Source organism: Lysinibacillus sp. JNUCC-52, from assembly GCF_015999545.1.
Classification (GTDB): domain Bacteria; phylum Bacillota; class Bacilli; order Bacillales_A; family Planococcaceae; genus Lysinibacillus.
In genome coordinates, this window is sequence record NZ_CP065546.1 from 4619457 (window position 1) to 4640673 (window position 21217).

Here is a 21217-nt window from a genome sequence, read left to right on the forward strand (position 1 = left end):
GAATCCTATGCAAACAAATCGCTTTGTACTTGCAGGGACAGGCAGTGGTGTTGGCAAGACAACATTTACAATTGGCCTTATGAAAGCTTTGCAAGAAAAAGGTAAAGTCGTACAAGGCTTTAAATGTGGTCCTGATTATATAGACCCTAGTTACCATACAGCCGTAACTGGACGTGTATCACGTAATATTGATAGCTGGATGTTCTCGCATGATGCGGTACGTGATATTGTTGCACGTGCAAGCATGGATGCGGACGTTTCCATTATAGAAGGTGTTATGGGCTTTTATGATGGCAAAAGTCCGTTATCTGATGAAGGCTCTGCGGCGGACATTAGTGTTGTGACCGAAAGTCCAGTTATTTTAATCGTCAATTGTGCTAGTATGGCGCGCAGCGTAGCAGCTGTAGTTAAAGGCTTTCAGCTACTTTCTGATAAACCAAACATTGTCGGCGTTATTGCGAACCAAGTAGGCAGTGTTGGTCATTATGAAATTGCCAAAGCTGCGATTGAGCAGGAATGTGGTATTCCAGTTATCGGCTATTTAAAACGTGAAACAGGCATTGATATTCCAAGTCGCCATTTAGGGCTTATTCCTGCGATTGAACGTGGTGAGCTCGATTCATTTTTTGACAAGCTAGGAGCTTTAATGGCAGAGACGATTGATTTGGATTTACTATTGTCATTAACAAAGGCACCCGTTCTACAAGAGACGGGACAACTATTTGCCACACAACCTACAAAAGATATTTGTATTGCTGTGGCAAAAGATGCTGCATTCAATTTCTATTACGAGGAAAATCTAGCACTTTTACGAGCTAAAGGTGCAACAGTGCAATTTTTCTCACCACTTGCAAATGAACCCGTACCAGCGGAAGCAGATGGTTTATATATCGGTGGGGGCTTCCCAGAGGAGTTTGCCGATACGCTAGCAAAAAATGCAATCGTAAAATCATCCATTCGTGAAGCCATCACGAAAGGTTTACCGACATTAGCGGAATGCGGTGGCTTTATGTATTTGACTGAAGCAATTACAAATAGTCAAGGGGAACGTCATGAAATGCTAGGAGTTATTCCTGGGGAAGTAGCGATGCAAACAAAGCTTGCGGCACTTGGCTATCGTGAAATTTTTGGAACAACGTCTAACTTTTTAATCGGTCAGGACGAACAAGCAAAGGGCCATGAATTCCATTATTCTTCATACAGTGGTACCCATGAAACGCCTGCCTACGAAACAAAAGGGCGTTTTGGCAATAAACAAGAAGGTTACCAAAACGGAAATTTAGTAGCAGGCTATACGCATTTTCATTTTGTTTCCAATCCAAAGCTAGTTGATAACTGGTTAACTGCATGTAAGAAGGTGAAAACACATGACTAATTACTTTCCTATCCATTTAAATATTGAATATAAAACAGTTGTTATTGTTGGTGGTGGTCATGTTGCAACGCAAAAGGTTACTTCATTGCTACCTGCTAAAGCAAATATTGTAGTAGTTAGTCCAACTTTACACAACTCATTAGTGCCACTTGCAGAATCAGGGCAAATAACTTGGCGCGAAAAAGAATTTGAGCCACGTGATTTAGATGATGCAATATTAATTATTGCCGCAACGAATCAAACGAACGTCAACAATGCGGTCCAAGAAGCGGCGCAACATTGGCAACTCTTAAATCGCGCAGATGTACAAGGAGAGAGCGACTTTATAACTCCTGCAACCATTCGTCGTGGCCCTTTAGTGTTGACAGTTTCCACATCTGGTGCAAGCCCAGCACTCGCACGCAAGATTAAAGAAGATTTAGCGGAGCAGTTTGATAACGTCTATGAGGATTACGTATGCTTTTTACAACAAGCGCGTCTAATGGTTACTGCTACATTTGATAAGGGTGACCAAAGACGTGCCGCGTTACAAGCATTACTTGAGCCAAAGTTATTAGAATGGACACGAAGTGGAGAGATTGACCGACGAGAGGCCTATTTACAACAACTATTGACGGGAGAAACGCGATGAAAGAAGGAATTGTATATTTAGTAGGGGCTGGTCCAGGCGATCCGAAGCTCATTACGGTGTATGGGTTAGAATGTATTCAAAAGGCCGATGTCATTGCGTATGATCGTCTAGTGAATCCGAAATTATTGGATTTTGCGAAAAAAGATGCAGAGCTTGTGTACTGTGGTAAATTGCCTGGTAAACATCATCTTATTCAAGATGAAATTAATGCATTGCTTGTTGAGCGGGCACAAGAAGGTAAAGTTGTAACTCGTTTAAAGGGTGGAGATCCCTTTGTGTTTGGACGTGGCGCTGAAGAGGCTGAAATATTGAAAAATCACGATATACGTTATGAAGTGGTACCAGGTATTACTGCGGGAATTGCAGCTCCTGCCTATGCAGGCATTCCTGTTACACATAGAGATTTTGCTACAAGTTTTGCACTAGTTACAGGTCATGGTCGTGAGGAAAAAGGACAAGATTTTTTAAATTGGCCAGCACTTGCAACTGGTATTGATACTGTCGCATTTTATATGAGTGTAGGGAATATTGCATATATCGCGAAAAAACTCATTGACAATGGTCGCCCAGCGACTACGCCCGTTGCGGTCATTGAATGGGGGACTACTGAGCAACAACGTACAATAACAGGACCACTAAATGACATTGCTAGTATTATTGATCGAGAGGGTTATCATAATCCTTCTATGATTGTTGTAGGGGACGTAGTTAAGGTTCGTGAAAAAATTCAATGGTTTGAAGAGCAAGGGCTCGCTTTTAGCTAATTGCTATTTTCTTATATAAATAAAAAGACGAGCAAATGACAAAAGAGATAGATCAAAGGAGGACCACTACATGACAGTAATGGAAGCATTAAAAAATCGCCGAGCAATTCGTAACTATACAAACCAGCCTATTGAAAAAGAAAAAATAGAGCAAATTTTACAAGCCGCGACGTATGCACCTAATGACCGAATGCGAGAACCTTGGCATTTTTATGTTATAGAAGGTGACGCAATGAACCGTTATGAAGCAATGGCTAGTACATATTTGCAAGAACGATTTCCAACGAAGCCTCATTTAGTGGAAAGTTCATTAAAGGTTGTCCAAACAACACCTGTGGCAATAGTGGTGACAGCCGATATTGTGGAAGATGATAAAGACGCAACAGAAGATAATATTTTTGCTGTATGCAGTGCGATTATGTCTATGTGGCTAGCTGCCGAGGAACTAGGGTTAGGATTTGTTTGGCGTACGAGAGGTGTTGGACTTGTGCATGATTCTCGCATGCATACATTCATCGGTGCAGGTGACAATCAAAAGGTCGTAGGTACTATTTTCATAGGTTATCCCGAAGAGCAAGAGCTTAAAGACAAAAAACGTACATCATTTGAAGAAAAAACAACTTGGCTCTAAAGGAGGTAGGAGAAATGGCTAGAAAAGGTTTATTTTTAGTATACACAGGTGATGGCAAAGGAAAAACGACAGCTTCCCTTGGTGTAACATTACGCGCAGTAGGGCGTGGTTTAAATGTGCGTTATATGCAGTTTATAAAATCGCCAGAGCGTACGTACGGTGAAAAAATTGCCCTATCAAAACTTGGAGTAGAAATGGAGCAAATGGGAATAGGGTTTACTTGGACAAAAACACCCGAGGAACATCGTGCCGCATTAGCAAAAGCTTGGCAAAAAACAAAGCAAGCTTTACAAGATGACAGCATTGATTTACTCGTTCTAGATGAGCTTAACAATGCGCTCGCAATTACAAAATTTCCAATCGATGACGTACTGCCATTAGCTGAAGTGCTCGAAGCCATTGCCCAACGTCCTTCCACAATGCACCTTGTCGTAACAGGACGCAGTGCGAACCCCGCCCTTGTTGCTATGGCAGACTTAGTATCAACAATAGATGCAACGAAACATTATTATGAAGAGGGAATTCCTGCAGTCAAAGGACTAGAATTCTAAATCTATCTGTTCAAATTACGATATTACATTCTATGGGGGGATATTCAGTAGTGATTTAAGTCACTGAATATAAGCGACCCTCCTAATTATCAAGGAGGGAAATCAGAATGCCAGCAAAATCAATTATGATTCAAGGAACAGCCTCTGACGTTGGGAAAAGTATGATATGTACGGCATTATGTCGTATTTTTTCAGATGATGGGCTAAAAGTGGTACCTTTTAAGTCGCAAAATATGGCGCTAAATTCATTTGTAACCGAGGATGGCGGGGAAATTGGCCGCGCACAAGGGGTACAGGCTGAAGCAGCTCGTGTTGTAGCGACAACACATATGAATCCGATTTTATTAAAGCCAAAACAGGATATGGTATCTGAGGTAATTGTTCATGGCAAGCATTTCTTAAATATGGATGCCAAGAGCTATCGCAATCAATTTGTACAGCAAGCTATGCCGATTGTTGAGGAGTCAGTACGTACGTTACAAAATACATATGATGTCATTGTGCTTGAAGGTGCGGGAAGCCCAGCTGAAATTAATTTAAAAGATCGTGATATCGCGAATATGCGCATGGCACATTTAGCAGATGCAGCAGTTGTGTTAGTGGCAGATATTGACCGCGGTGGTGTGTTTGCTTCTATTATTGGGACACTCGCTTTACTTGATGATGCAGAGCGTGCACGTGTAAAGGGGCTTATCATTAATAAATTTCGAGGTATGCGCGAGCTATTAGACGATGGCATTGAATGGGTTGAACGTGAAACAGGCATCCCTGTTCTAGGCGTTGTGCCTTATGTAGATGTCAATATCGAAGCGGAGGATTCATTAGCGTTGTCTGCACTGCGATTTAAAAAACCAAAGCCTGGAGAGTTTTCAGTTGATGTGGCGATGATTCGTTTACCTCGCATATCGAATTTTACAGATGTAGATCCATTTTTTGATGAGCCAGAGGTCGGTGTGCGATTAATCGGCAACGTTGCAGAGCTAGGGACACCAGATTTACTTATAGTACCAGGCACCAAAAGTACAATGGATGATTTAGCATGGCTTAAAGCACAAGGCTTTGCACAGGCGATTGCAAGCTTACGTGCACGTGGCACTAAAATTATTGGCATATGTGGCGGCTTTCAAATGCTAGGTGAAGTATTACTCGATCCTGAGGCAGTTGAAGGAAATGGTGATTCAGCACATGGACTTGGTCTATTACCAATAGAAACAGTATTTGTAGGAGATAAAAAAACTGTGCAAATGTCGGGAGTGCGAGGAAATGACACACTGACAGGCTATGAAATCCATCTTGGTCGCACAAACATTTTACGAGATAAAGTATCACCATTTTTACAGTTAGCAGATGGACGTGTTGATGGAGCTGTAAGTGCAGATGAACAAGTTATCGGTACATATTTCCATGGTTTATTCCATAATCGTACCTTTACACGACAGCTTGTTAACGAGATTCGCATATCAAAAGGGATAACACCATTGCCGACAGATGTCAAAAGTGATGCTGAGCGTAGGGAAGATGCCTATAATATGCTAGCATCGCATGTGCGTGCTAATTTAAATATGGAAAAAATATACGAGATGTTAAAAATTGAGGTACATGGATGACAAGAAAAGGACCGTTAGCTATTAACTATGAAGCATTATGGCAAGAAGGAATGAAGGATTGGCAAGGACAAATGCCAGAGCGAATGGTCAACGATCAATTAGAAGAACAGTTTTGGTCTCAGTCGATTGCGCGCAAAAAAATGGGTCAAACTGATCCTTATGCAGCTCAAATTTTTGAAGAAATGAAGAAACATATTCAGCCACAACATTCGGTAGTTGAGATTGGTCCAGGATGGGGCAATTATACGTTCCCTCTTGCTAATTATGTTAGCAACCTTACGTGTGTCGATAGCTCAGACAGCATACTTGCCTACTTGCAACATTGTTTGCAACATAAGAACCATGTATCCTATGTGCATGCGAAATGGGAAAGGCTTGCTGAAACTGAGTTAGCAGCACATGATATTGTAATTGGCGTGAATTGTTTTTACCGCATGTATGAAATTAAAGCAGCACTATATCACATGAACCGACTTGCTAAAAAACGTGCGATTATCGGCATGACAACAGGACCAATTCAACCGCATTACGAAATATTACATGACAAATACGGTTACGATATTAAATTTCCACGAAGAGATTATATTGAGTTTTTGAATTTACTTTATGAAATGGATATATATGCAGATTGCGACATTATTTCATTAAAGCGAACGTATGAATATGAATCATATGAACAGCTTGTGACTACACAAAGCAAAAAAATATTAAGTGCTGACTTTAATCGATCACATGTTGAAGAGTCGCTTGCCCCGTATATTGAGGAAAAAAACGGTCGTTTTTACTATCGTCATGACTTCCACGCTGCACTCGTATCATGGCAACCGAAATAATAGAAAAACCTTTGGTGATAGCTTTCACCAAAGGTTTTTCTTCTGTTTAGCAATAGGGTACAATAGAACGACAGAAAAAGAATTGAGGTGGCAGTTGTGCAACTGCATTTTTTAGGAACAGGCGCAGGCATGCCTTCAAAGGAACGCAATACGAGCGCATTAATGGTAAAGCTACTAGATGAAAACGGTGAAATGTGGCTATTTGATTGTGGAGAGGCGACACAACACCAAATTTTGCATACATCATTAAAGCCACGTAAAGTGTCAAAAATATTTATCACGCATTTACATGGGGACCATATTTTTGGTTTACCAGGATTTTTGAGCTCGCGGTCTTTTCAAGGTGGAGATGAGCCGCTGACTATTTTTGGTCCAGCAGGCTTACAGCAATGGGTAGAGCAAACATTTGCATTATCAAAAACACATTTAACGTACCCATTACAATTTGTAGAAGTACACGATGGTATTATTTACGAGGATGAAAAGTTTACAGTGCTTGCTAGTGAATTACGTCATGTTGTTCCATGCTTTGGCTACCGAATAGAGCAAAAGGACTTACCTGGTGAATTACTGATGGAGAAAGTACAAACTTTCGGTGTACCAAAAGGACCTTTACTTGGCAAGTTGAAAAGAGGACAAGACATTGAACTAGAAAATGGAACAATCATTAGAGCAAAGGATGTTGTTGCACCTCCCAAAAAAGGCTTTATACTTACAGTTTTAGGGGATACGAAATACTGCGAAGAAGCAATTTCATTGGCGGATCATGCAGATATCCTTGTACATGAGGCAACATTTGATGGGAGCACAACCGATTTAGCAGCTAGCTATGGGCATTCAACAAATGTGGAGGCAGCTATGGTAGCTAGTAGAGCAGGTGCAAAATACTTACTTCTTAATCATTTAAGTGCACGTTTTTTGCCACATGATTTGCCAGTATTTTTAGCAGAAGCTCAAGCAATCTTTCCACAAACTTTCCTCACATCAGACCAATCGGTATTTAATTGGAGTCAGGAGAAATTATTATAGTTTCCGATGAGTGTTTAATACTATGGAAGTCGATAAATATTAGTAAAGCACATAACAACTAGAATAGACGTTTTCCCAAAAGGCTAAAGCTAGAGCAAACGGCTGGTAAGTATAAAGTAAAGTTGTTAAAAGCTAGGGAAATTGTAGAAATATAGTGCGTTTAATAGATGATTTCCGTATAATTAAGTAAAGGGGAGTGGTTGTATGGATCAACAAAAGATGCCACCAGCTGTTTTACGTTTACTCGTTATCTTTCCAAACGTGTTAAGCTATTTACTATTAGGCGGACTCATTATTTATGTTACTTCAAATTATGATTTATTAAAATCAACAGATAGCTTGAAGGTATGGCTCATTTTTATCGCGGTACTTGCACCAGCAGCAGCTTTTACAACCTTTCGCATCGTCAAAAAAATCCGCGCTGGTCATATGTAATAAACTATAACGTTCAAAGCAACACGTTGTATCTTGTAAAAGATGCAACGTGTTTTTTAATAGAAAGTGAATGATAAAGCGAATAAAAAATTATCATATAGGAAAACTAAAAATACAAAGTATGAATCGTTATTATAAAGAACTGAGGTGTACTCATGAATCAACCAAATTGTGATTCTGCTCCATTAAAACAAACCATTAAAGAAGAACTTAGTGAACTGATATTGTCTTTACAGCAAAGTTTAAGCGCAATGGATACAATAGAAGAATGCCTACTAGCAGATTTAAATAACATTAAGGAACAATTTATAACGATAGAAATGCAGGCAGCTACGTTTTATTTAAATTGCTATTTGTCTCCATTTACAGAAAAATATCCCGAGCTATCGATTTGCGTGCAAAATATGTCCAAAAGACGCCATGGCGGATTAATAGTATTTGAAAGAGAGAATCCTATTGAGCATATTATAAAGCCAGGAATTCATATTGGGGCAGAATTAACACATTCTTTATTAGAGTCCATTTTTTACCCAGGCAATCCTCTGCATGATGGCGCTGTCTTAGTTAAGAGTAATCGAATTATTTCAGCAGCAAATGTACTACCACTTTCAGACATTAATACAGGCGATAAAAAACTTGGAACGAGACATCGTGCTGCGATAGGTTTAAGTGAGCGCAGTGATGCTTTAATCATGGTAATTTCAGAAGAAACGGGAAGAATTTCTTTTGCTTTTAATGGTAGCTTACATCCCATTACATCAGAAGGAATTTTATAGTGAAAATAGGCTCTTTAAATAATATCTCAAATTCGAGATATTTTCCTTGCAACTGGCTCACTTGCGTGGTAAAGTGATGATACAGTTCGAAGAAGGGAGGGCAAAGTGATGGAAAAACATACACTAGGCTCACTAACATGGTTGCGAATGATGCGCTTTACCAATCAAAGTAATCAACTATCGAATGAATTTTTAAAGCGTTTTAATTTAACAACAGCTCAGTTTGATGTACTAATTCAAATTAAGACGTATGCACCTTTAACACAGTCGCAGCTCGCGGAAAAAGTTACAGTTACGCAAGGTGGTATATCACGAATGCTTGCCCGTCTTGAAAAAGAGGGACTAATTGAGCGTAAACAAAATTGGAAAACAAAAACAATATCATTAACAAAAAAAGGTGAGCATTTAATTGATGCGGCTACACCAAGTCAGCTTCACTTTCAATCCTCGTTTTTTGAGGACGTTCTATCAGAGGAAGAAATGAAATCTTTATATACACTTATGTCGAAATTAGAAAAGCATAGCCGTGAAAAAAAATTACCTTAGGTGTAGTTTTTTTTACAACATCACTTGCTTAGTCAAGTGAAAATTAGGAGGACTCTACTTTGAATAAATTAAGCGGACATCATCATATTTCAATGTTAACAAAAAATGGAAAACGTAATAATGCGTTTTATACAAAAATCCTTGGTTTACGTCGTGTGAAAAAAACAGTCAATCAAGATTCGCCTTCGATGTACCATTTATTTTATGGTGATCGTACAGGATCAGCTGGAACAGAATTAACATTTTTTGAAATGCCTGTAGCAGGACGAACAGTACGTGGAACGAATGCTATTACGCGCATAGGGTTATTAGTGCAAAGTTATGATAGTTTAATATACTGGAAAAATCGATTTGAGCTTTTACAAGTGGAACATAGTGACATTGTGACATATGCGGGTAAAGATGCATTGTTTTTTGAAGATCATGAAGGGCTACGTCTGGTGCTTATTAATCATAATGGACAGCCGATTCCAGCCGAATGGCAAGTATGGGATGGGACTGATATTGTACCAGAACATCGGATTTTAGGGATGGGCACTGTTGAAATTACGGTTCGTTATTTACAGCGTACAGTGAATTTATTACAAGAACTTTTTGACTATACAGTTGTCACTGAAGATGACAAAGAAGTACGACTTCAATCGATTGCGGGAGAAACATTTGGTGAAATCCTTGTTAAGGAATTGGAGGGACCAAGTGAAAAACCAGGGCGAGGCAGTATCCATCACCTTGCAATACGAGTAGCAACGCTAGAAGAACTGAATAAATGGGATGAATTAATTAAAGCACGTGGTTTAGACAGCTCGGGCGTTGTGGACCGTTATTACTTCCAAAGTCTCTATTTTAGAGATCGTAACGGCATTCTCTTTGAAATGGCGACAGATGGACCTGGTTTTACTGTAGATTCCGCTATAGAAGATTTAGGGAATAAACTTGATCTGCCACCATTTTTAGAAGGAAAACGTGCAGAAATTGAAGCGATTTTAGAACCACTTGATTAAAAGGAGAGAGCACAATGGAAAACTATCGTATCGATCAATCAGCAGGCTTAGAATTTGGACTTTATTCATTGGGAGATCATATTCCAAACCCTTTAACAGGTGAGCGGTTATCTGCTCAGCAACGTATACAGGAGCTAATTGAAATGAGCCAATTAGCAGAGCAAGCAGGGATAGATGTATTTGGCGTAGGTGAAAGTCATCAATCGTATTTTACAACACAAGCACATACAGTCGTTTTAGGCGCGATTGCACAAGCAACGAAAAAAATTAAAATTTCAAGCTCTGCAACTGTATTGAGTGTCTCAGATCCTGTAAGAGTCTATGAGGATTTTGCGACAATTGATTTAATATCTGATGGACGTGCAGAAATAGTAGCAGGGCGAGGTTCACGGGTTGGGGCATATCATTTACTTGGCGTCAATTTACAGGACTACGAAGAAATTTTTGAGGAAAAATTAGAGCTATTAAAAAAAATTAATGATGAACAGCTCGTGACATGGGAAGGGAAGTATAGAGCTCCTCTTCACAATGCACAAATTTTGCCACAGCCTAAAAATGGTTCACTACCAATTTGGCGCGCTGTTGGCGGTCCGCCCGCAAGTGCGATAAAAGCTGGTTACATGGGTATTCCGATGATGTTAACAACATTAGGCGGACCTGCAATAAACTTTAAACCATCTGTCGATGCATATCGTGAGGCAGCCGAAAGAAGCGGTTTTGATGCAGAGCAGCTACCCATTGCCACAACAAGTTTATTTTATGTTGCGGATACATCGAAAGAAGCGTTGCAAAATATGTACCCACACCTAAATGGGGGCTTTCAAGCCATTCGTGGCGGTGGCTATCCAAAACAACAATTTGCTCAAGCAGTCGATCCACGTGATGCATTAATGGTCGGTAGTAAAGAACAGATTATTGAAAAGTTGCTTTATCAATATGAACTTTATGGCATGCAACGTTTTATGGCACAAATTGATTTTGGTGGAGTACCTTTCGATAAATTGATGAAAAATATCGAAATTATCGGTAATGATATCATACCAGCAATAAAAAAATATACAGCGAAATAGGGGCGAACAACATGAAAATCGTAGCACTAGCAGGTTCAATCGTAGGCTCAAAAACAAAAATAGCTATTCATAAAATCGTTGATATACTACATGAAAAATACCCAGAGCATGAAGTGACAATTCTAGACCTAGCTCAGTATAATATTGCATTCAGTGATGGTCGAAATTATGTAGATTACGAGGGTGATACGAAGTATGTAGCAGAAACTATTATGGCTGCGGATGCATTGGTAATTGGTACACCGACATTTCAAGCATCCATACCAGCAACTTTAAAAAATATTTTCGATTTGCTCCCCGTCAATGCCTTTCGAGACAAAACAGTGAGCGCAATAGTGACAGCAGGGACATCGAAACATTATTTAATGGTTGAGCAACAGCTAAAGCCAATACTTGCTTATATGAAAGCACATATTGTACCGACCTACGTTTTTATAGAAGAAAAGGATTTTTTACGTCAAGAAATTGTCAATGACGATGTCCTCTTCCGCTTAGAGCGTTTAGCCGAAGATACGATTATGGTAGCAGATGCTTTCGCTGAAATCCGTGCTAAAAAAGATGCGGAATATGATTTTTAACGCAACTTTAAGGGGAAGACTACTAATTTAAAAGAATAATAAACACCACTGTATGGTAGTCATGCAGTGGTGTTTTACATTGCGGGCGGACGCTTTTTGCGGGCACTCACGTAAGCCGCAACTCTCGAACGTACGGGTAGTTGCGTCTTACGTTCTGTGCTGTTCTCACAGGAGTCACCGCCCGTCACTCCAATTAACTAGTGTAAATACTTTAGCACCAGGCACTTCGCATAGGACCTAGCATAATATCGGCTCCTAAATCGTAAAAATCCACTTCGCTTTCCGCGGGCACTCACGTAAGCCACAACCCTCGCTACGCGCGGATTGTTGCGTCTTACATTGCGTGCGTTCCCGCAGGAGTCTACGTGGATTTTTACTTTGTCGGTCAAAAAAACATGCTTAGCATGGAAATTGTTTGAGTGCCTGGCACTGCTACAGTTACCTAGCGGAAATCAACGGCAAAAGTCTACCTATTCATTCGCCCATTTAAACCACCTTCCATGTCCATCGGGTTGATCGATTGTCCGAATGGATTTGATTTTGCCTTCATGCAGAAAGTCCTGATGTAACTGCAAATCAAATAAATTATTATAACAATGATATAGGGGTCTTTCCAAACTAATTTCTTTTAAACGGTCGATTAATGTATGCCGTAACTTAAGAGGGATTTGATTGGCTACATGCGTATGAAAAACAATTAACATCGTATTTTGATCGATTTGTCTACTAATATCTGTTAGACGTTCTATTGCATCACCTTTAATCAGTTGAACATCGAGCTGTTTTAAAATTGGAATTGCTTTATTTAATAGTGTGCGTCGATCATGATGTTCTGGCCAAATTAGCGCTTGCAGCCATGCAACGTCAGTCTCATTTGTAATGGCCAGTGGATTTAAATCAATACCAATCCGCTGTGACACAATAAACGGCTGGCTTATGGAAGATGGTAGAGCATCACCTATATTCTCTGATGCTATAACTAGTTCACTATGGGAATTTGCATCTGACAATGCTTGATTGTAGCAGTAATTATTGTTCCATAGCAAGTTGAAGGCCTGCGCTTGCTCCAATTTCAATAAATGCTAATGGCATTCGGTGTTTTTGATAAATTTCAGTCATCATCGGATAAAGATATGCACAACGTCGAATTTCATTTGTTTGCACAAGCCTTTCTTGAAGAAGTGCTTTAATTTCATTAATATGGGATAAAATAAATTTTTTAAAAAACGGATATACATCATCAATTGACTTCAATGTAGTGGTGAGAGAAGGGTAAAAGAATGCTAATTCGTCATCTTTATTCGCCATTAACAAATAGTGGACAGACGCCAAAAATAAGTTAGGTATAGGTTGACCATATGCACCATTACTTGCAATAAGCAATAATTCTTCATCATCTGCGATTCGATTGGCTAAATGTTCATAAAGTGGGCTTGAGTTTTCACATTCATTTTTTGCGAAAGTACGGAACTGGTTGCTTAATGTAGCTAACATCATGTTTCTCCCCTTTGTTTTAAAATGAACTATCTAGCCTTGAGTTTAGTATTGTTATACAATTTAGTAAATTAAATATATTTAATGAATTTAATTAGAATTTTTAATTGAAGTAGGTGATAGTGTGGATTATAAATGGATAAAAACTTTTGTTGTAGCAGCAAAGTCCTGTAATTTTCGAATGGCAGCTGAAGAACTACATGTATCACAACCAAGTATTACAGTACATATTCATCAGTTAGAGGAGTTTCTGAATGTCTCATTATTTCATCGAGAGAAAAATCGCGTGCAATTAACGGAGGCAGGGCAGTTATTTTTAATGGAAGCATTGCAAATCATACAGCAGTGGGAAAAAAGTATCGAGCGCTTTCAATTAGTAACGAAGGGTATTCAAGAAAAAATCATCATTGCGATAACTCCGTTAATGGTGGAAACGATATTACCACATGTTATTTACCAGTTTATAAACGAACATCCGACAATTGAAATTTCAATTCTTGTGGAGGAATCATCTAAAATGGAGGAATTAATTCATAGTGGTAAGGCACATATCGGTATTTCTTTATTGCCAACACGTTATCGACATTGGTGCCAAGAATTGCTTGTAGACAGTCCGTTAGAATTAGTCATTCCACTAGATGCTTTTGATGACGAAACAGGTGCTTATATTGATTATGAAGAATTATTCCAAACATATACACTATTTACTCATCATCATCCAACCATTTGGGAGGATCTTTTACACCAAATCAATAATAAGTACGTCTATACGAAACAAGTGTCGATTTCACAATCTTATGTAGTAAAACGATTAATCAAAGACGGCTTAGGTATGTCATTTTTACCTCGTATGATTGTTAGAAGAGAGCGAATGGAAGGGCGCTTTAATATTGTGCCATTTACAGAGTTTCCATTACCTAGCGTTCCTGTCTACCTTTATTACAAAGATTCCGTCCAAGTTCCACAAGAATTATTGCAACTCTTCCAGACAAGGGACTATTTATAATTTAGAAAGGAGCGACTTTTAATGAAAATTGCAGTTGTAGCTGATATTCATGGAAATCGGGACGCACTGCAAGCTGTCCTTGCTGATATTCATAAGAGGGGAATTCAAACAATTTATAATTTAGGAGATAGTTTGTATGGTCCGCTATTTCCATTAGAAACTTATGAATTGCTAGTAGAAGCGAAAGTCCAAAGTTTAATGGGTAATTGCGATAGAATGCTACTAGGAGACGCTTCAAATCCAACATTACGTTATGTACAAAATTTATTAGGTGACAAGCACCGACAATGGATAACAAATTTGCCTGCTGCTATAGAAACAGATGATTTTTATTTTTGTCACGGCACACCAGCAAGTGATGAAGTATATATGTTGGAGAACATCGGAGCAAATGGCTCAACGTTGAAAAAGACAGAAGAAATTATGAATTATGTACAAGATATACAACAACAAATTATTTTTTGTGCACATACCCATAATCCTCGAGTCGTCTACCTTCCAAATAATAAAATAATAATTAATCCGGGCAGCGTTGGTCTCCCAGCTTATGAAGAGGAGCTACCAATCTATCATAAAATGGAATCGGGTTCCCCATTTGCTCATTACACGCTTGTATCCAAAGAACAAGATAATTGGCTGATTGAGCAAGTACTTATTGGATATGATCGCCAAGAAGTCATAAATAAAAGTAAAGAAAATGGACGTTTGGATTGGACCTGTGCATTAGAAACTGGGAGAATGTAGTTAAAAGGAGTGGAGATTTTATGGTATTTTCATTGTTTAAGAAAAATAAAAAGCCTCAGCAAATGACGAATAGAGTCGAGTTTTGTATAACAAACTTATCCCTTGGTGCAGCTGATGCCTACGACGTATTAGCTGAACGCTCAGATATAGAGATAGAAGAATCTGGTTGTACTTCACACTGTGAAATTTGTGAGCAAGGTCTCTTTGCCATTGTTAATGGAGAGATTATTACGGCACCTGACGCACGGTCACTTGTACAAGCAATTGATGAAGAAATCAAGCAGAACCCACTTTTTTAAAATGATAGGTTTTTGTAGTAGGAAAATCGCCTGTAAACATGGAGAAATCGCCGATAAAATTAGTTGAATCGCCGATAAGCACAATGGAATCGCCGATAAATCTAGTTGAATCGCCGCTAGACTGCGGGAAATCGCCGCTAAAGTTTTATGAATCACCGAAATCGCGAATAAACAAAACGCTGATAGCATCAACGTTAACATGCTATCAGCGTGACTAGGTATGAATTAAGAGGTCAAGTTACCAACCTCGAACATATTGCACAGGTGGTTCAATATTTGCGCCAAGTTCTTTTGCAGCATGGAGCGGCCAATAAGGATCTCGTAATAAAACACGACCTAAGAAAATTAAATCAGCGCGATTATTTTGCAAAATTTCTTCCGCATGCTGCGCGTGTGTGATGAGACCAACCGCACCAGTAGGAATATTTGCCCCAAGCTTTATCGCTTCGGCATGTGGAACTTGGTAGCCAGGGAACGCATGAATATGTGCCTGAACGACTCCACCAGTGGAGACGTCGACTAAATCTACGCCCTGTGATTGCATCCATCGACTAAAGACGATAAAGTCTTCCATTGTTGTGCCATCTTGTGCATAGTCTTCCGCAGAAACACGAACGAGAAGAGGGCCTTCCCAAACGCTTCGAATTGCATCAATTACTTGACGTAGCAAACGATAGCGATTTTCTTGTGAACCACCGTATTGATCACTTCGTTTATTCGTTGCTGGTGATAAAAATTCACTAATTAAATAGCCATGTGCACCATGAATCTCAAGCACATCAAATCCTGCTTGACGGGCGCGAATGGCAGCTTTTTTAAAGGCTTCAATGACATAGTTAATATCGTCAAGTGTCATTTCAGATGGTGTTTTATACTCATCGCTAAAAGCAATGGCTGAGGGAGCGAAAATTTCACCATCTACTGTTGCTTTACGTCCTGCATGGGCAAGCTGAATACCTGTTTTAGCACCGTAAGCTTGCATATTTGTTACTACTTGCTGTAACCCTTCTATATGCGCATCATCCCAAATACCGAGGTCATTACTAGAGATTCGACCTTCAGGTACTACAGCAGTAGCCTCTAATACTATTAATCCAATTTGTCCAGCGGCACGCGTTGCATAATGCACAAGGTGGAAAGGTGTAACTAAACCATCCTCTTTAGCAGAATACATACACATTGGGGCCATGACAATGCGGTTTTTTAACTTAATCGATTGTAATTGGTATGGTTCAAATAATTTAATCAAAGCAGAGCCCTCCTAATTCCTAGTTAATACCTCTATTTTGCATGGGTTACTTACTTTTTGCAAGTAAGCGAGATCGAGCTTCTGCTTCTTTTATACATGCTTCAATCGCTTCATTAAACTGATATTGTTCGAGCGCTTTAATTCCAGCTTCTGTTGTACCCCCTGGACTAGTAACTTTTTTCCGCAGTACATTAGGCTCATCAACGGATTGTTTTAGCATTTCAGCTGTTCCAGCAAGTGTTTGCGTCATCAGCAATCTTACAGTGTCTTTTGACAGTCCAACTTCAATTCCTACACGTTCGAATGCTTCCATTAAATAATAAATATAAGCAGGGCCGCTGCCAGATAGCGCTGTAACGGCATGGAGCTGATCTTCCTCCACCTCAATTACCGATCCAACAGCTTCTAATAATTGTAAAAACATTGTACGCTGTGTAGCTGTTACCTGATCATTAAATGCAATACCACTTGCTGACATACCAATTGTTGCAGATGTATTTGGCATCACACGAGCTACAGGGCGTAATCCTAACTGCTCAGTTATTGTGCTAATGGCAATACCTGCTAATATGGAAAGAATTGCAGTATGCGCTGTTATTTTTGATTGCAAATCAAGCATAGCCTTTATGGCATCCTTTGGTTTCATAGCTAAAATAATAAGATCTGCTTGCTGATAAATCGATTCTTCAAAGTTACAATGAATGCCGTACGTGTCATGTAAAAATTGTAAACGATCCTTATCTGAGCGATTGGTGACATAAATTTCTTGTGCTTTAAATACATTTTGTTTAATCCAGCCTTGCATTAATGCTTCAGCCATCGAACCTGCACCAATAAAAAGTATTTTTTTCATAGGAAAAACCTCCGATTCAAAATAAAAAAGCGCTCTCGTCCTTATATTGAAGGACGAAAACGCTCTCGTTTCCGCGGTACCACCTTTGTTTGCCAATTGGCACAACTCTTAGCCCTTTTATCGCAAGGGGACGGTTATGTTGTCATAACTGCTCAGAAGTAGGTTCTGTAATGGGAGTGGGCGATGTTACTTGCAGCAAACGTAACACTCTCTTGACACCTTCACCAACTACATACTTGGCTTCCTCAACGCACATAAATAATTTGATTATTCAAAATTATATTGATAATATGTCAAGCTGTCAACTGGAGGGGTGACTTAAGAAAGAAAAACTTGTAGAATAGATGAATCGGTATTCATTAGTAGCGTAAAAAAGGGGGAGACAGCTTTGTCGATACATAAAATAGAAATTCCAACACCCTATGCAGTAGGAGACGTCAATGCATTTGTAGTCAAAGGAGATGCATTAACCATATTTGATGTTGGTCCAAAAACAATGGAAGCTTATGATGCCCTAAAATGGGGAATTCGAGCAGCTGGCTTTGATTTACGAGATATAGAACAGGTTGTATTAACCCATCACCATCCCGATCATGCAGGTTGGGTGGATGCTTTTCCTTATGCGGAAATTTTAGGCCATGCCTATAACGATAAATGGCTGCGCCATGACGAAGAGTTTTTACGTTATCATGAGATGTTTTACAGTGAGCGTTTGTTCGAACATGGTGTCCCACGAGAATATATTCAACAGAGCGTCCATGTTCGTCGAGAATTAGAGCTTGTGGGGGAACGCCCATTGACACAAATTTTACATGATGGAGATGAAGTACCAGGGCATCCTGGTTTAAAGGCAATCGAAACATTAGGACATGCACAAAGTCATTTTATTTTTTGGGATGAAAACACGCATAATGTTATCGGTGGTGATTTATTATTAGAAAAAATTACACCTAATCCATTAATCGAGCCACCTTTAGATCGCACATTAGGTCGTCCGAAATCATTATTGCAATATAATGCATCGCTTGAAATATTGCGTCAATTGCCTGTCAACATTATGTATACAGGGCATGGAGCAAATTTAGAAGATATCCCATATTTAATTGAGAAGCGTCTCGAACGGCAACATCATCAATCAATGAAGGTGTATGACTTATTTGGAAGCGATGAACTAACAGTCGTACAAATGACAAAACGTTTATATCCATCGATTTTTCAGCATCAGCTTGGCTTAACATTATCAAAAACACTTGGACATTTAGACTATTTAGAGGCAAATAACCTAGTGGTTTCTGAGAAGAATAATGAAGGTGTCTATTTGTTTAAACGAAAGTAGGTTTATACATGGAAATGAATAAAAAGACAATCTTTGTAACAGGTGCAACGAGTGGAGTAGGCTTGAAAATTACTGAATTATTAGTTGCACAAGGGCATAGCGTATATGCAACAGGGCGTAATGAAGTAGCTTTAAAAACATTACAACGTCTAGGCGCTAATGTAATACAAGCGGATTTAACTTCTCTAACTGCCATTGATAAAGTATGTGCGCAACTACCTATGCTCGATGTAGCCATTTTTTCAGCTGGTGTAGGGAAGTTTGCTATTGCACCGATGTTATCTGATGAAGATATTACTCAAATGGTAGAGCTCAATATTCGTGTTCCAATCTATTTAGCAAAGCGTATAGCGACTAAAATGATTGCGCGTGAGCAAGGTCAATTAATATTTATTGGTTCACAGGCTGGTAAGGTAGCGACACCTAAAGCAAGTGTTTATGCTGCGACAAAACACGCCATTGTAGGCTTTACTAATGGCCTGCGTATGGAGCTAGCTCCGTACAATATTAAAGTAACTGCCATTCATCCTGGACCAATTGACACACCTTTTTTAGATAAAGTCAATGATGAAAGTGGTTATCGAGAGTCGTTAGGTAGATTATTATTAACGCCAGAAGAGGTGGCACAAGCGACAGTAAAAACAATTGAACGGCCAGTACGAGAAGTGAACTTGCCTCGAATGATGGGGTGGACAAGTAAACTTTATGCATTAGCGCCCGCTACCATCGAATTTTTAGCAAAACCGTTATTCAACAAGAAATAAAGTGCCTGTCACTCAAACAATTTATAAATATTCAAGCTAATAACCCTACGAAGACCTTGCAGTAATGCACATTTATTTAGTGTCAGGCACCCAAACAATTATAAATATTCAAGTGAAAACCCACGTTGTTTCCTGAGGGAAGCGATGTGGGTTTTTGCGCATTACATGCTTACCTTTTTAATATTGTATACACTTCTATATAGGAATAAGTCGTATTTTCGAGTGAAAATAATCACTGTTCGAATACTAGCGATAGTTATTGGTATTGTAGACTTTTAACATTCTTCGCAAAAGTGCATTTTTTTATAAAAATGCACTTGTATTTATTTTTATAACATGATACTATTCGTGTATAAACTTTTAAGTGAGTGTATAAACATACATATCATATAGAGCAATTGGAGGCGCATTTCGTATGGCAAATAAAAAAGTAGTATTAGCATACTCAGGCGGTCTTGATACATCTGTAGCAATTCCGTGGTTAAAAGAACAAGGTTGGGACGTAATTGCAGTTTGTCTAGACGTTGGTGAAGGTAAAGATCTTGAATTTGTAAAAAATAAAGCTCTTCAAGTAGGTGCAATTGAATCGTATATGGTTGATGCAAAGGATGAATTCGCTGAACAATATGCACTTATTTCGTTACAGGCGCATACTTGGTACGAACAAAAATACCCATTAGTATCAGCACTATCACGTCCTTTAATTTCTAAAAAATTAGTGGAGATTGCTAACCAAGTGGGTGCAGACGCAGTAGCTCACGGTTGCACAGGTAAAGGTAATGACCAAGTTCGTTTCGAAGTTTCTATTAAAGCATTAAATCCAGATTTAGAGGTTTTAGCACCTGTACGTGAGTGGGGCTGGAGCCGAGATGAAGAAATCGAATATGCAATGCAACATAATGTACCGATTCCTGCAACATTAGATTCACCATTCTCAATTGACCAAAATTTATGGGGCCGTGCAAACGAAGCGGGTGTAATGGAAGATCCTTGGGTATCACCACCCGAAGAAGCTTATGGCTTAACAGTTTCTGTTGAAAATGCACCAAATGAAGCAGAATATGTGGAAATCGAATTCATTGCGGGTAAACCAGTTTCATTAAATGGCAAAGAAATGAAGCTTGCTGATTTAATTCAAGAACTGAACGCAATAGCTGGTGCTCACGGTGTTGGCCGTATCGACCATGTTGAAAACCGTTTAGTTGGTATTAAATCTCGTGAAGTATATGAAATTCCAGGTGCAAAAGTACTTTTAACTGCGCATAAGGAGCTAGAAGACTTAACACTAGTGAAAGAATTAGCACACTTCAAACCAGTTATTGAGAAAAAATTATCTGAACTAATTTACGATGGTTTATGGTTCTCTCCTTTACGTGATGCATTACAAGCATTCCTTGCAGAATCACAACAATACGTAAATGGTACTGTTCGTGTGAAACTTTATAAAGGTCATGCGATTGTCGAAGGACGTAAATCACCAAATTCACTATACAATGAAAAATTAGCAACTTACTCTAAAGAAGACCAATTTAACCACGCATCAGCTGTAGGCTTCATCGAACTATGGGGTCTGCCAACAGTGGTTAACTCTTCAGTTAATAAAAAATAATTATTACATTAGGGTGTAGTGTAGCATGAACGCTGT

24 protein-coding genes are annotated in these 21217 nt (G+C 39.1%); 20 read left to right on the plus strand and 4 right to left on the minus strand.

Annotation, left to right across the window (positions count from 1 at the left end; all coding sequences use genetic code 11):
* The first annotated feature begins 7 nt into the window (after positions 1 to 7).
* The 14 genes from JNUCC52_RS22850 to JNUCC52_RS22915 all read left to right on the plus strand — a co-directional run bounded on the left by JNUCC52_RS22850 (position 8) and on the right by JNUCC52_RS22915 (position 11827).
* Complete coding sequence (locus JNUCC52_RS22850; protein WP_337980914.1) at positions 8 to 1375, plus strand: cobyrinic acid a,c-diamide synthase CobB; 1368 nt, start codon at positions 8 to 10, stop codon at positions 1373 to 1375.
* The gene (locus tag JNUCC52_RS22855; RefSeq protein WP_337980915.1) at positions 1368 to 2006 is read left to right on the plus strand and encodes a precorrin-2 dehydrogenase/sirohydrochlorin ferrochelatase family protein; all 639 of its coding nucleotides are present in this window, start codon (positions 1368 to 1370) and stop codon (positions 2004 to 2006) included. The genes JNUCC52_RS22850 and JNUCC52_RS22855 overlap by 8 nt, the downstream gene beginning before the upstream one ends.
* Positions 2003 to 2770, plus strand: a complete 768-nt coding sequence (gene cobA / locus JNUCC52_RS22860) for a uroporphyrinogen-III C-methyltransferase (protein WP_173478968.1) — start codon at positions 2003 to 2005, stop codon at positions 2768 to 2770. The genes JNUCC52_RS22855 and cobA overlap by 4 nt, the downstream gene beginning before the upstream one ends.
* A gap of 70 nt (positions 2771 to 2840) precedes the next feature.
* Complete coding sequence (locus JNUCC52_RS22865) at positions 2841 to 3401, plus strand: nitroreductase family protein (protein ID WP_337980916.1); 561 nt, start codon at positions 2841 to 2843, stop codon at positions 3399 to 3401.
* A 14-nt stretch (positions 3402 to 3415) separates the two neighbouring features.
* Positions 3416 to 3952: a cob(I)yrinic acid a,c-diamide adenosyltransferase gene (locus JNUCC52_RS22870; RefSeq protein WP_173478966.1), complete on the plus strand. Its 537-nt coding sequence runs from the start codon at positions 3416 to 3418 to the stop codon at positions 3950 to 3952.
* A 107-nt stretch (positions 3953 to 4059) separates the two neighbouring features.
* A complete protein-coding gene (locus JNUCC52_RS22875; RefSeq protein WP_337980917.1) occupies positions 4060 to 5559 on the plus strand; it encodes a cobyric acid synthase in 1500 nt (499 codons plus the stop codon).
* Complete coding sequence (locus JNUCC52_RS22880; protein WP_337980918.1) at positions 5556 to 6392, plus strand: class I SAM-dependent methyltransferase; 837 nt, start codon at positions 5556 to 5558, stop codon at positions 6390 to 6392. Before JNUCC52_RS22875 ends, JNUCC52_RS22880 begins: the two co-directional genes overlap by 4 nt.
* Positions 6393 to 6488: 96 nt before the next feature.
* Entirely contained in the window at positions 6489 to 7421 is a 933-nt protein-coding gene (rnz, locus tag JNUCC52_RS22885) for a ribonuclease Z (protein WP_337980919.1), read from the plus strand.
* 204 nt (positions 7422 to 7625) lie between these two features.
* Positions 7626 to 7856, plus strand: a complete 231-nt coding sequence (locus JNUCC52_RS22890; RefSeq protein WP_337980920.1) for an acyl-phosphate glycerol 3-phosphate acyltransferase — start codon at positions 7626 to 7628, stop codon at positions 7854 to 7856.
* A 155-nt stretch (positions 7857 to 8011) separates the two neighbouring features.
* Positions 8012 to 8632: a sporulation-specific diadenylate cyclase CdaS gene (gene cdaS, locus JNUCC52_RS22895; RefSeq protein ID WP_173478961.1), complete on the plus strand. Its 621-nt coding sequence runs from the start codon at positions 8012 to 8014 to the stop codon at positions 8630 to 8632.
* A gap of 108 nt (positions 8633 to 8740) precedes the next feature.
* Positions 8741 to 9178: a MarR family winged helix-turn-helix transcriptional regulator gene (locus JNUCC52_RS22900; RefSeq protein WP_173478960.1), complete on the plus strand. Its 438-nt coding sequence runs from the start codon at positions 8741 to 8743 to the stop codon at positions 9176 to 9178.
* Between the two features lie 59 nt (positions 9179 to 9237).
* Positions 9238 to 10179 (plus strand): ring-cleaving dioxygenase, encoded by a 942-nt coding sequence (locus JNUCC52_RS22905; RefSeq protein ID WP_337980921.1) that lies wholly within the window; start codon positions 9238 to 9240, stop codon positions 10177 to 10179.
* 14 nt (positions 10180 to 10193) lie between these two features.
* On the plus strand, positions 10194 to 11249 hold the full coding sequence (locus tag JNUCC52_RS22910) for an LLM class flavin-dependent oxidoreductase (protein ID WP_173478958.1): 1056 nt from the start codon (positions 10194 to 10196) through the stop codon (positions 11247 to 11249).
* An 11-nt stretch (positions 11250 to 11260) separates the two neighbouring features.
* Positions 11261 to 11827 (plus strand): NADPH-dependent FMN reductase, encoded by a 567-nt coding sequence (locus JNUCC52_RS22915; RefSeq protein ID WP_173478957.1) that lies wholly within the window; start codon positions 11261 to 11263, stop codon positions 11825 to 11827.
* A gap of 470 nt (positions 11828 to 12297) precedes the next feature.
* Here JNUCC52_RS22915 and JNUCC52_RS22920 read toward each other — a convergent pair whose 3' ends face one another.
* Both JNUCC52_RS22920 and JNUCC52_RS22925 read right to left on the minus strand, forming a co-directional pair.
* On the minus strand, positions 12298 to 12873 hold the full coding sequence (locus tag JNUCC52_RS22920; RefSeq protein ID WP_337980922.1) for a DUF2332 family protein: 576 nt from the start codon (positions 12871 to 12873) through the stop codon (positions 12298 to 12300).
* Complete coding sequence (locus JNUCC52_RS22925; protein ID WP_337980923.1) at positions 12857 to 13324, minus strand: DUF2332 family protein; 468 nt, start codon at positions 13322 to 13324, stop codon at positions 12857 to 12859. The genes JNUCC52_RS22920 and JNUCC52_RS22925 overlap by 17 nt, the downstream gene beginning before the upstream one ends.
* A gap of 121 nt (positions 13325 to 13445) precedes the next feature.
* Between JNUCC52_RS22925 and JNUCC52_RS22930 the strand changes: the two genes are divergently transcribed.
* Genes JNUCC52_RS22930 through JNUCC52_RS22940 form a run of 3 tightly spaced genes read left to right on the plus strand, consistent with a single transcriptional unit; the run spans position 13446 to position 15370 of the window.
* Positions 13446 to 14327 carry a LysR family transcriptional regulator gene (locus JNUCC52_RS22930; RefSeq protein WP_337980924.1) on the plus strand — a complete coding sequence of 294 codons (882 nt, stop codon included), beginning with the start codon at positions 13446 to 13448 and terminating at the stop codon, positions 14325 to 14327.
* 21 nt (positions 14328 to 14348) lie between these two features.
* The gene (locus JNUCC52_RS22935) at positions 14349 to 15071 is read left to right on the plus strand and encodes a metallophosphoesterase family protein (protein WP_337980925.1); all 723 of its coding nucleotides are present in this window, start codon (positions 14349 to 14351) and stop codon (positions 15069 to 15071) included.
* Between the two features lie 20 nt (positions 15072 to 15091).
* Positions 15092 to 15370 (plus strand): YuzB family protein, encoded by a 279-nt coding sequence (locus tag JNUCC52_RS22940; protein ID WP_337980926.1) that lies wholly within the window; start codon positions 15092 to 15094, stop codon positions 15368 to 15370.
* A 238-nt stretch (positions 15371 to 15608) separates the two neighbouring features.
* Here JNUCC52_RS22940 and namA read toward each other — a convergent pair whose 3' ends face one another.
* Together namA and proC are read right to left on the minus strand one after the other, a co-directional pair.
* Positions 15609 to 16619, minus strand: a complete 1011-nt coding sequence (gene namA, locus JNUCC52_RS22945; protein ID WP_337980927.1) for an NADPH dehydrogenase NamA — start codon at positions 16617 to 16619, stop codon at positions 15609 to 15611.
* A 46-nt stretch (positions 16620 to 16665) separates the two neighbouring features.
* Positions 16666 to 17472 (minus strand): pyrroline-5-carboxylate reductase, encoded by an 807-nt coding sequence (proC, locus tag JNUCC52_RS22950; RefSeq protein WP_173478954.1) that lies wholly within the window; start codon positions 17470 to 17472, stop codon positions 16666 to 16668.
* 388 nt (positions 17473 to 17860) lie between these two features.
* On the opposite strand from proC, the gene JNUCC52_RS22955 reads away from it, so the two are divergent.
* From JNUCC52_RS22955 to JNUCC52_RS22965, 3 genes are all read left to right on the plus strand, one after another.
* A complete protein-coding gene (locus JNUCC52_RS22955) occupies positions 17861 to 18808 on the plus strand; it encodes an MBL fold metallo-hydrolase (RefSeq protein WP_337980928.1) in 948 nt (315 codons plus the stop codon).
* 8 nt (positions 18809 to 18816) lie between these two features.
* Positions 18817 to 19572: an SDR family NAD(P)-dependent oxidoreductase gene (locus tag JNUCC52_RS22960; protein WP_337980929.1), complete on the plus strand. Its 756-nt coding sequence runs from the start codon at positions 18817 to 18819 to the stop codon at positions 19570 to 19572.
* 415 nt (positions 19573 to 19987) lie between these two features.
* Complete coding sequence (locus tag JNUCC52_RS22965; RefSeq protein ID WP_173478951.1) at positions 19988 to 21181, plus strand: argininosuccinate synthase; 1194 nt, start codon at positions 19988 to 19990, stop codon at positions 21179 to 21181.
* The last annotated feature ends 36 nt before the right edge of the window (positions 21182 to 21217 follow it).

What these genes read in the sequence shown, in the direction of transcription:
- JNUCC52_RS22850 (WP_337980914.1), top strand. Translation starts at nt 8, where the DNA reads ATGCAAACAAATCGCTTTGTACTTGCAGGGACAGGCAGTGGTGTTGGC.
- JNUCC52_RS22855 (WP_337980915.1), top strand. Translation starts at nt 1,368, where the DNA reads ATGACTAATTACTTTCCTATCCATTTAAATATTGAATATAAAACAGTT.
- cobA (WP_173478968.1), top strand. Translation starts at nt 2,003, where the DNA reads ATGAAAGAAGGAATTGTATATTTAGTAGGGGCTGGTCCAGGCGATCCG.
- JNUCC52_RS22865 (WP_337980916.1), top strand. Translation starts at nt 2,841, where the DNA reads ATGACAGTAATGGAAGCATTAAAAAATCGCCGAGCAATTCGTAACTAT.
- JNUCC52_RS22870 (WP_173478966.1), top strand. Translation starts at nt 3,416, where the DNA reads ATGGCTAGAAAAGGTTTATTTTTAGTATACACAGGTGATGGCAAAGGA.
- JNUCC52_RS22875 (WP_337980917.1), top strand. Translation starts at nt 4,060, where the DNA reads ATGCCAGCAAAATCAATTATGATTCAAGGAACAGCCTCTGACGTTGGG.
- JNUCC52_RS22880 (WP_337980918.1), top strand. Translation starts at nt 5,556, where the DNA reads ATGACAAGAAAAGGACCGTTAGCTATTAACTATGAAGCATTATGGCAA.
- JNUCC52_RS22890 (WP_337980920.1), top strand. Translation starts at nt 7,626, where the DNA reads ATGGATCAACAAAAGATGCCACCAGCTGTTTTACGTTTACTCGTTATC.
- cdaS (WP_173478961.1), top strand. Translation starts at nt 8,012, where the DNA reads ATGAATCAACCAAATTGTGATTCTGCTCCATTAAAACAAACCATTAAA.
- JNUCC52_RS22900 (WP_173478960.1), top strand. Translation starts at nt 8,741, where the DNA reads ATGGAAAAACATACACTAGGCTCACTAACATGGTTGCGAATGATGCGC.
- JNUCC52_RS22910 (WP_173478958.1), top strand. Translation starts at nt 10,194, where the DNA reads ATGGAAAACTATCGTATCGATCAATCAGCAGGCTTAGAATTTGGACTT.
- JNUCC52_RS22915 (WP_173478957.1), top strand. Translation starts at nt 11,261, where the DNA reads ATGAAAATCGTAGCACTAGCAGGTTCAATCGTAGGCTCAAAAACAAAA.
- JNUCC52_RS22925 (WP_337980923.1), bottom strand. Translation starts at nt 13,324, where the DNA reads ATGATGTTAGCTACATTAAGCAACCAGTTCCGTACTTTCGCAAAAAAT.
- JNUCC52_RS22935 (WP_337980925.1), top strand. Translation starts at nt 14,349, where the DNA reads ATGAAAATTGCAGTTGTAGCTGATATTCATGGAAATCGGGACGCACTG.
- JNUCC52_RS22940 (WP_337980926.1), top strand. Translation starts at nt 15,092, where the DNA reads ATGGTATTTTCATTGTTTAAGAAAAATAAAAAGCCTCAGCAAATGACG.
- proC (WP_173478954.1), bottom strand. Translation starts at nt 17,472, where the DNA reads ATGAAAAAAATACTTTTTATTGGTGCAGGTTCGATGGCTGAAGCATTA.
- JNUCC52_RS22960 (WP_337980929.1), top strand. Translation starts at nt 18,817, where the DNA reads ATGGAAATGAATAAAAAGACAATCTTTGTAACAGGTGCAACGAGTGGA.
- JNUCC52_RS22965 (WP_173478951.1), top strand. Translation starts at nt 19,988, where the DNA reads ATGGCAAATAAAAAAGTAGTATTAGCATACTCAGGCGGTCTTGATACA.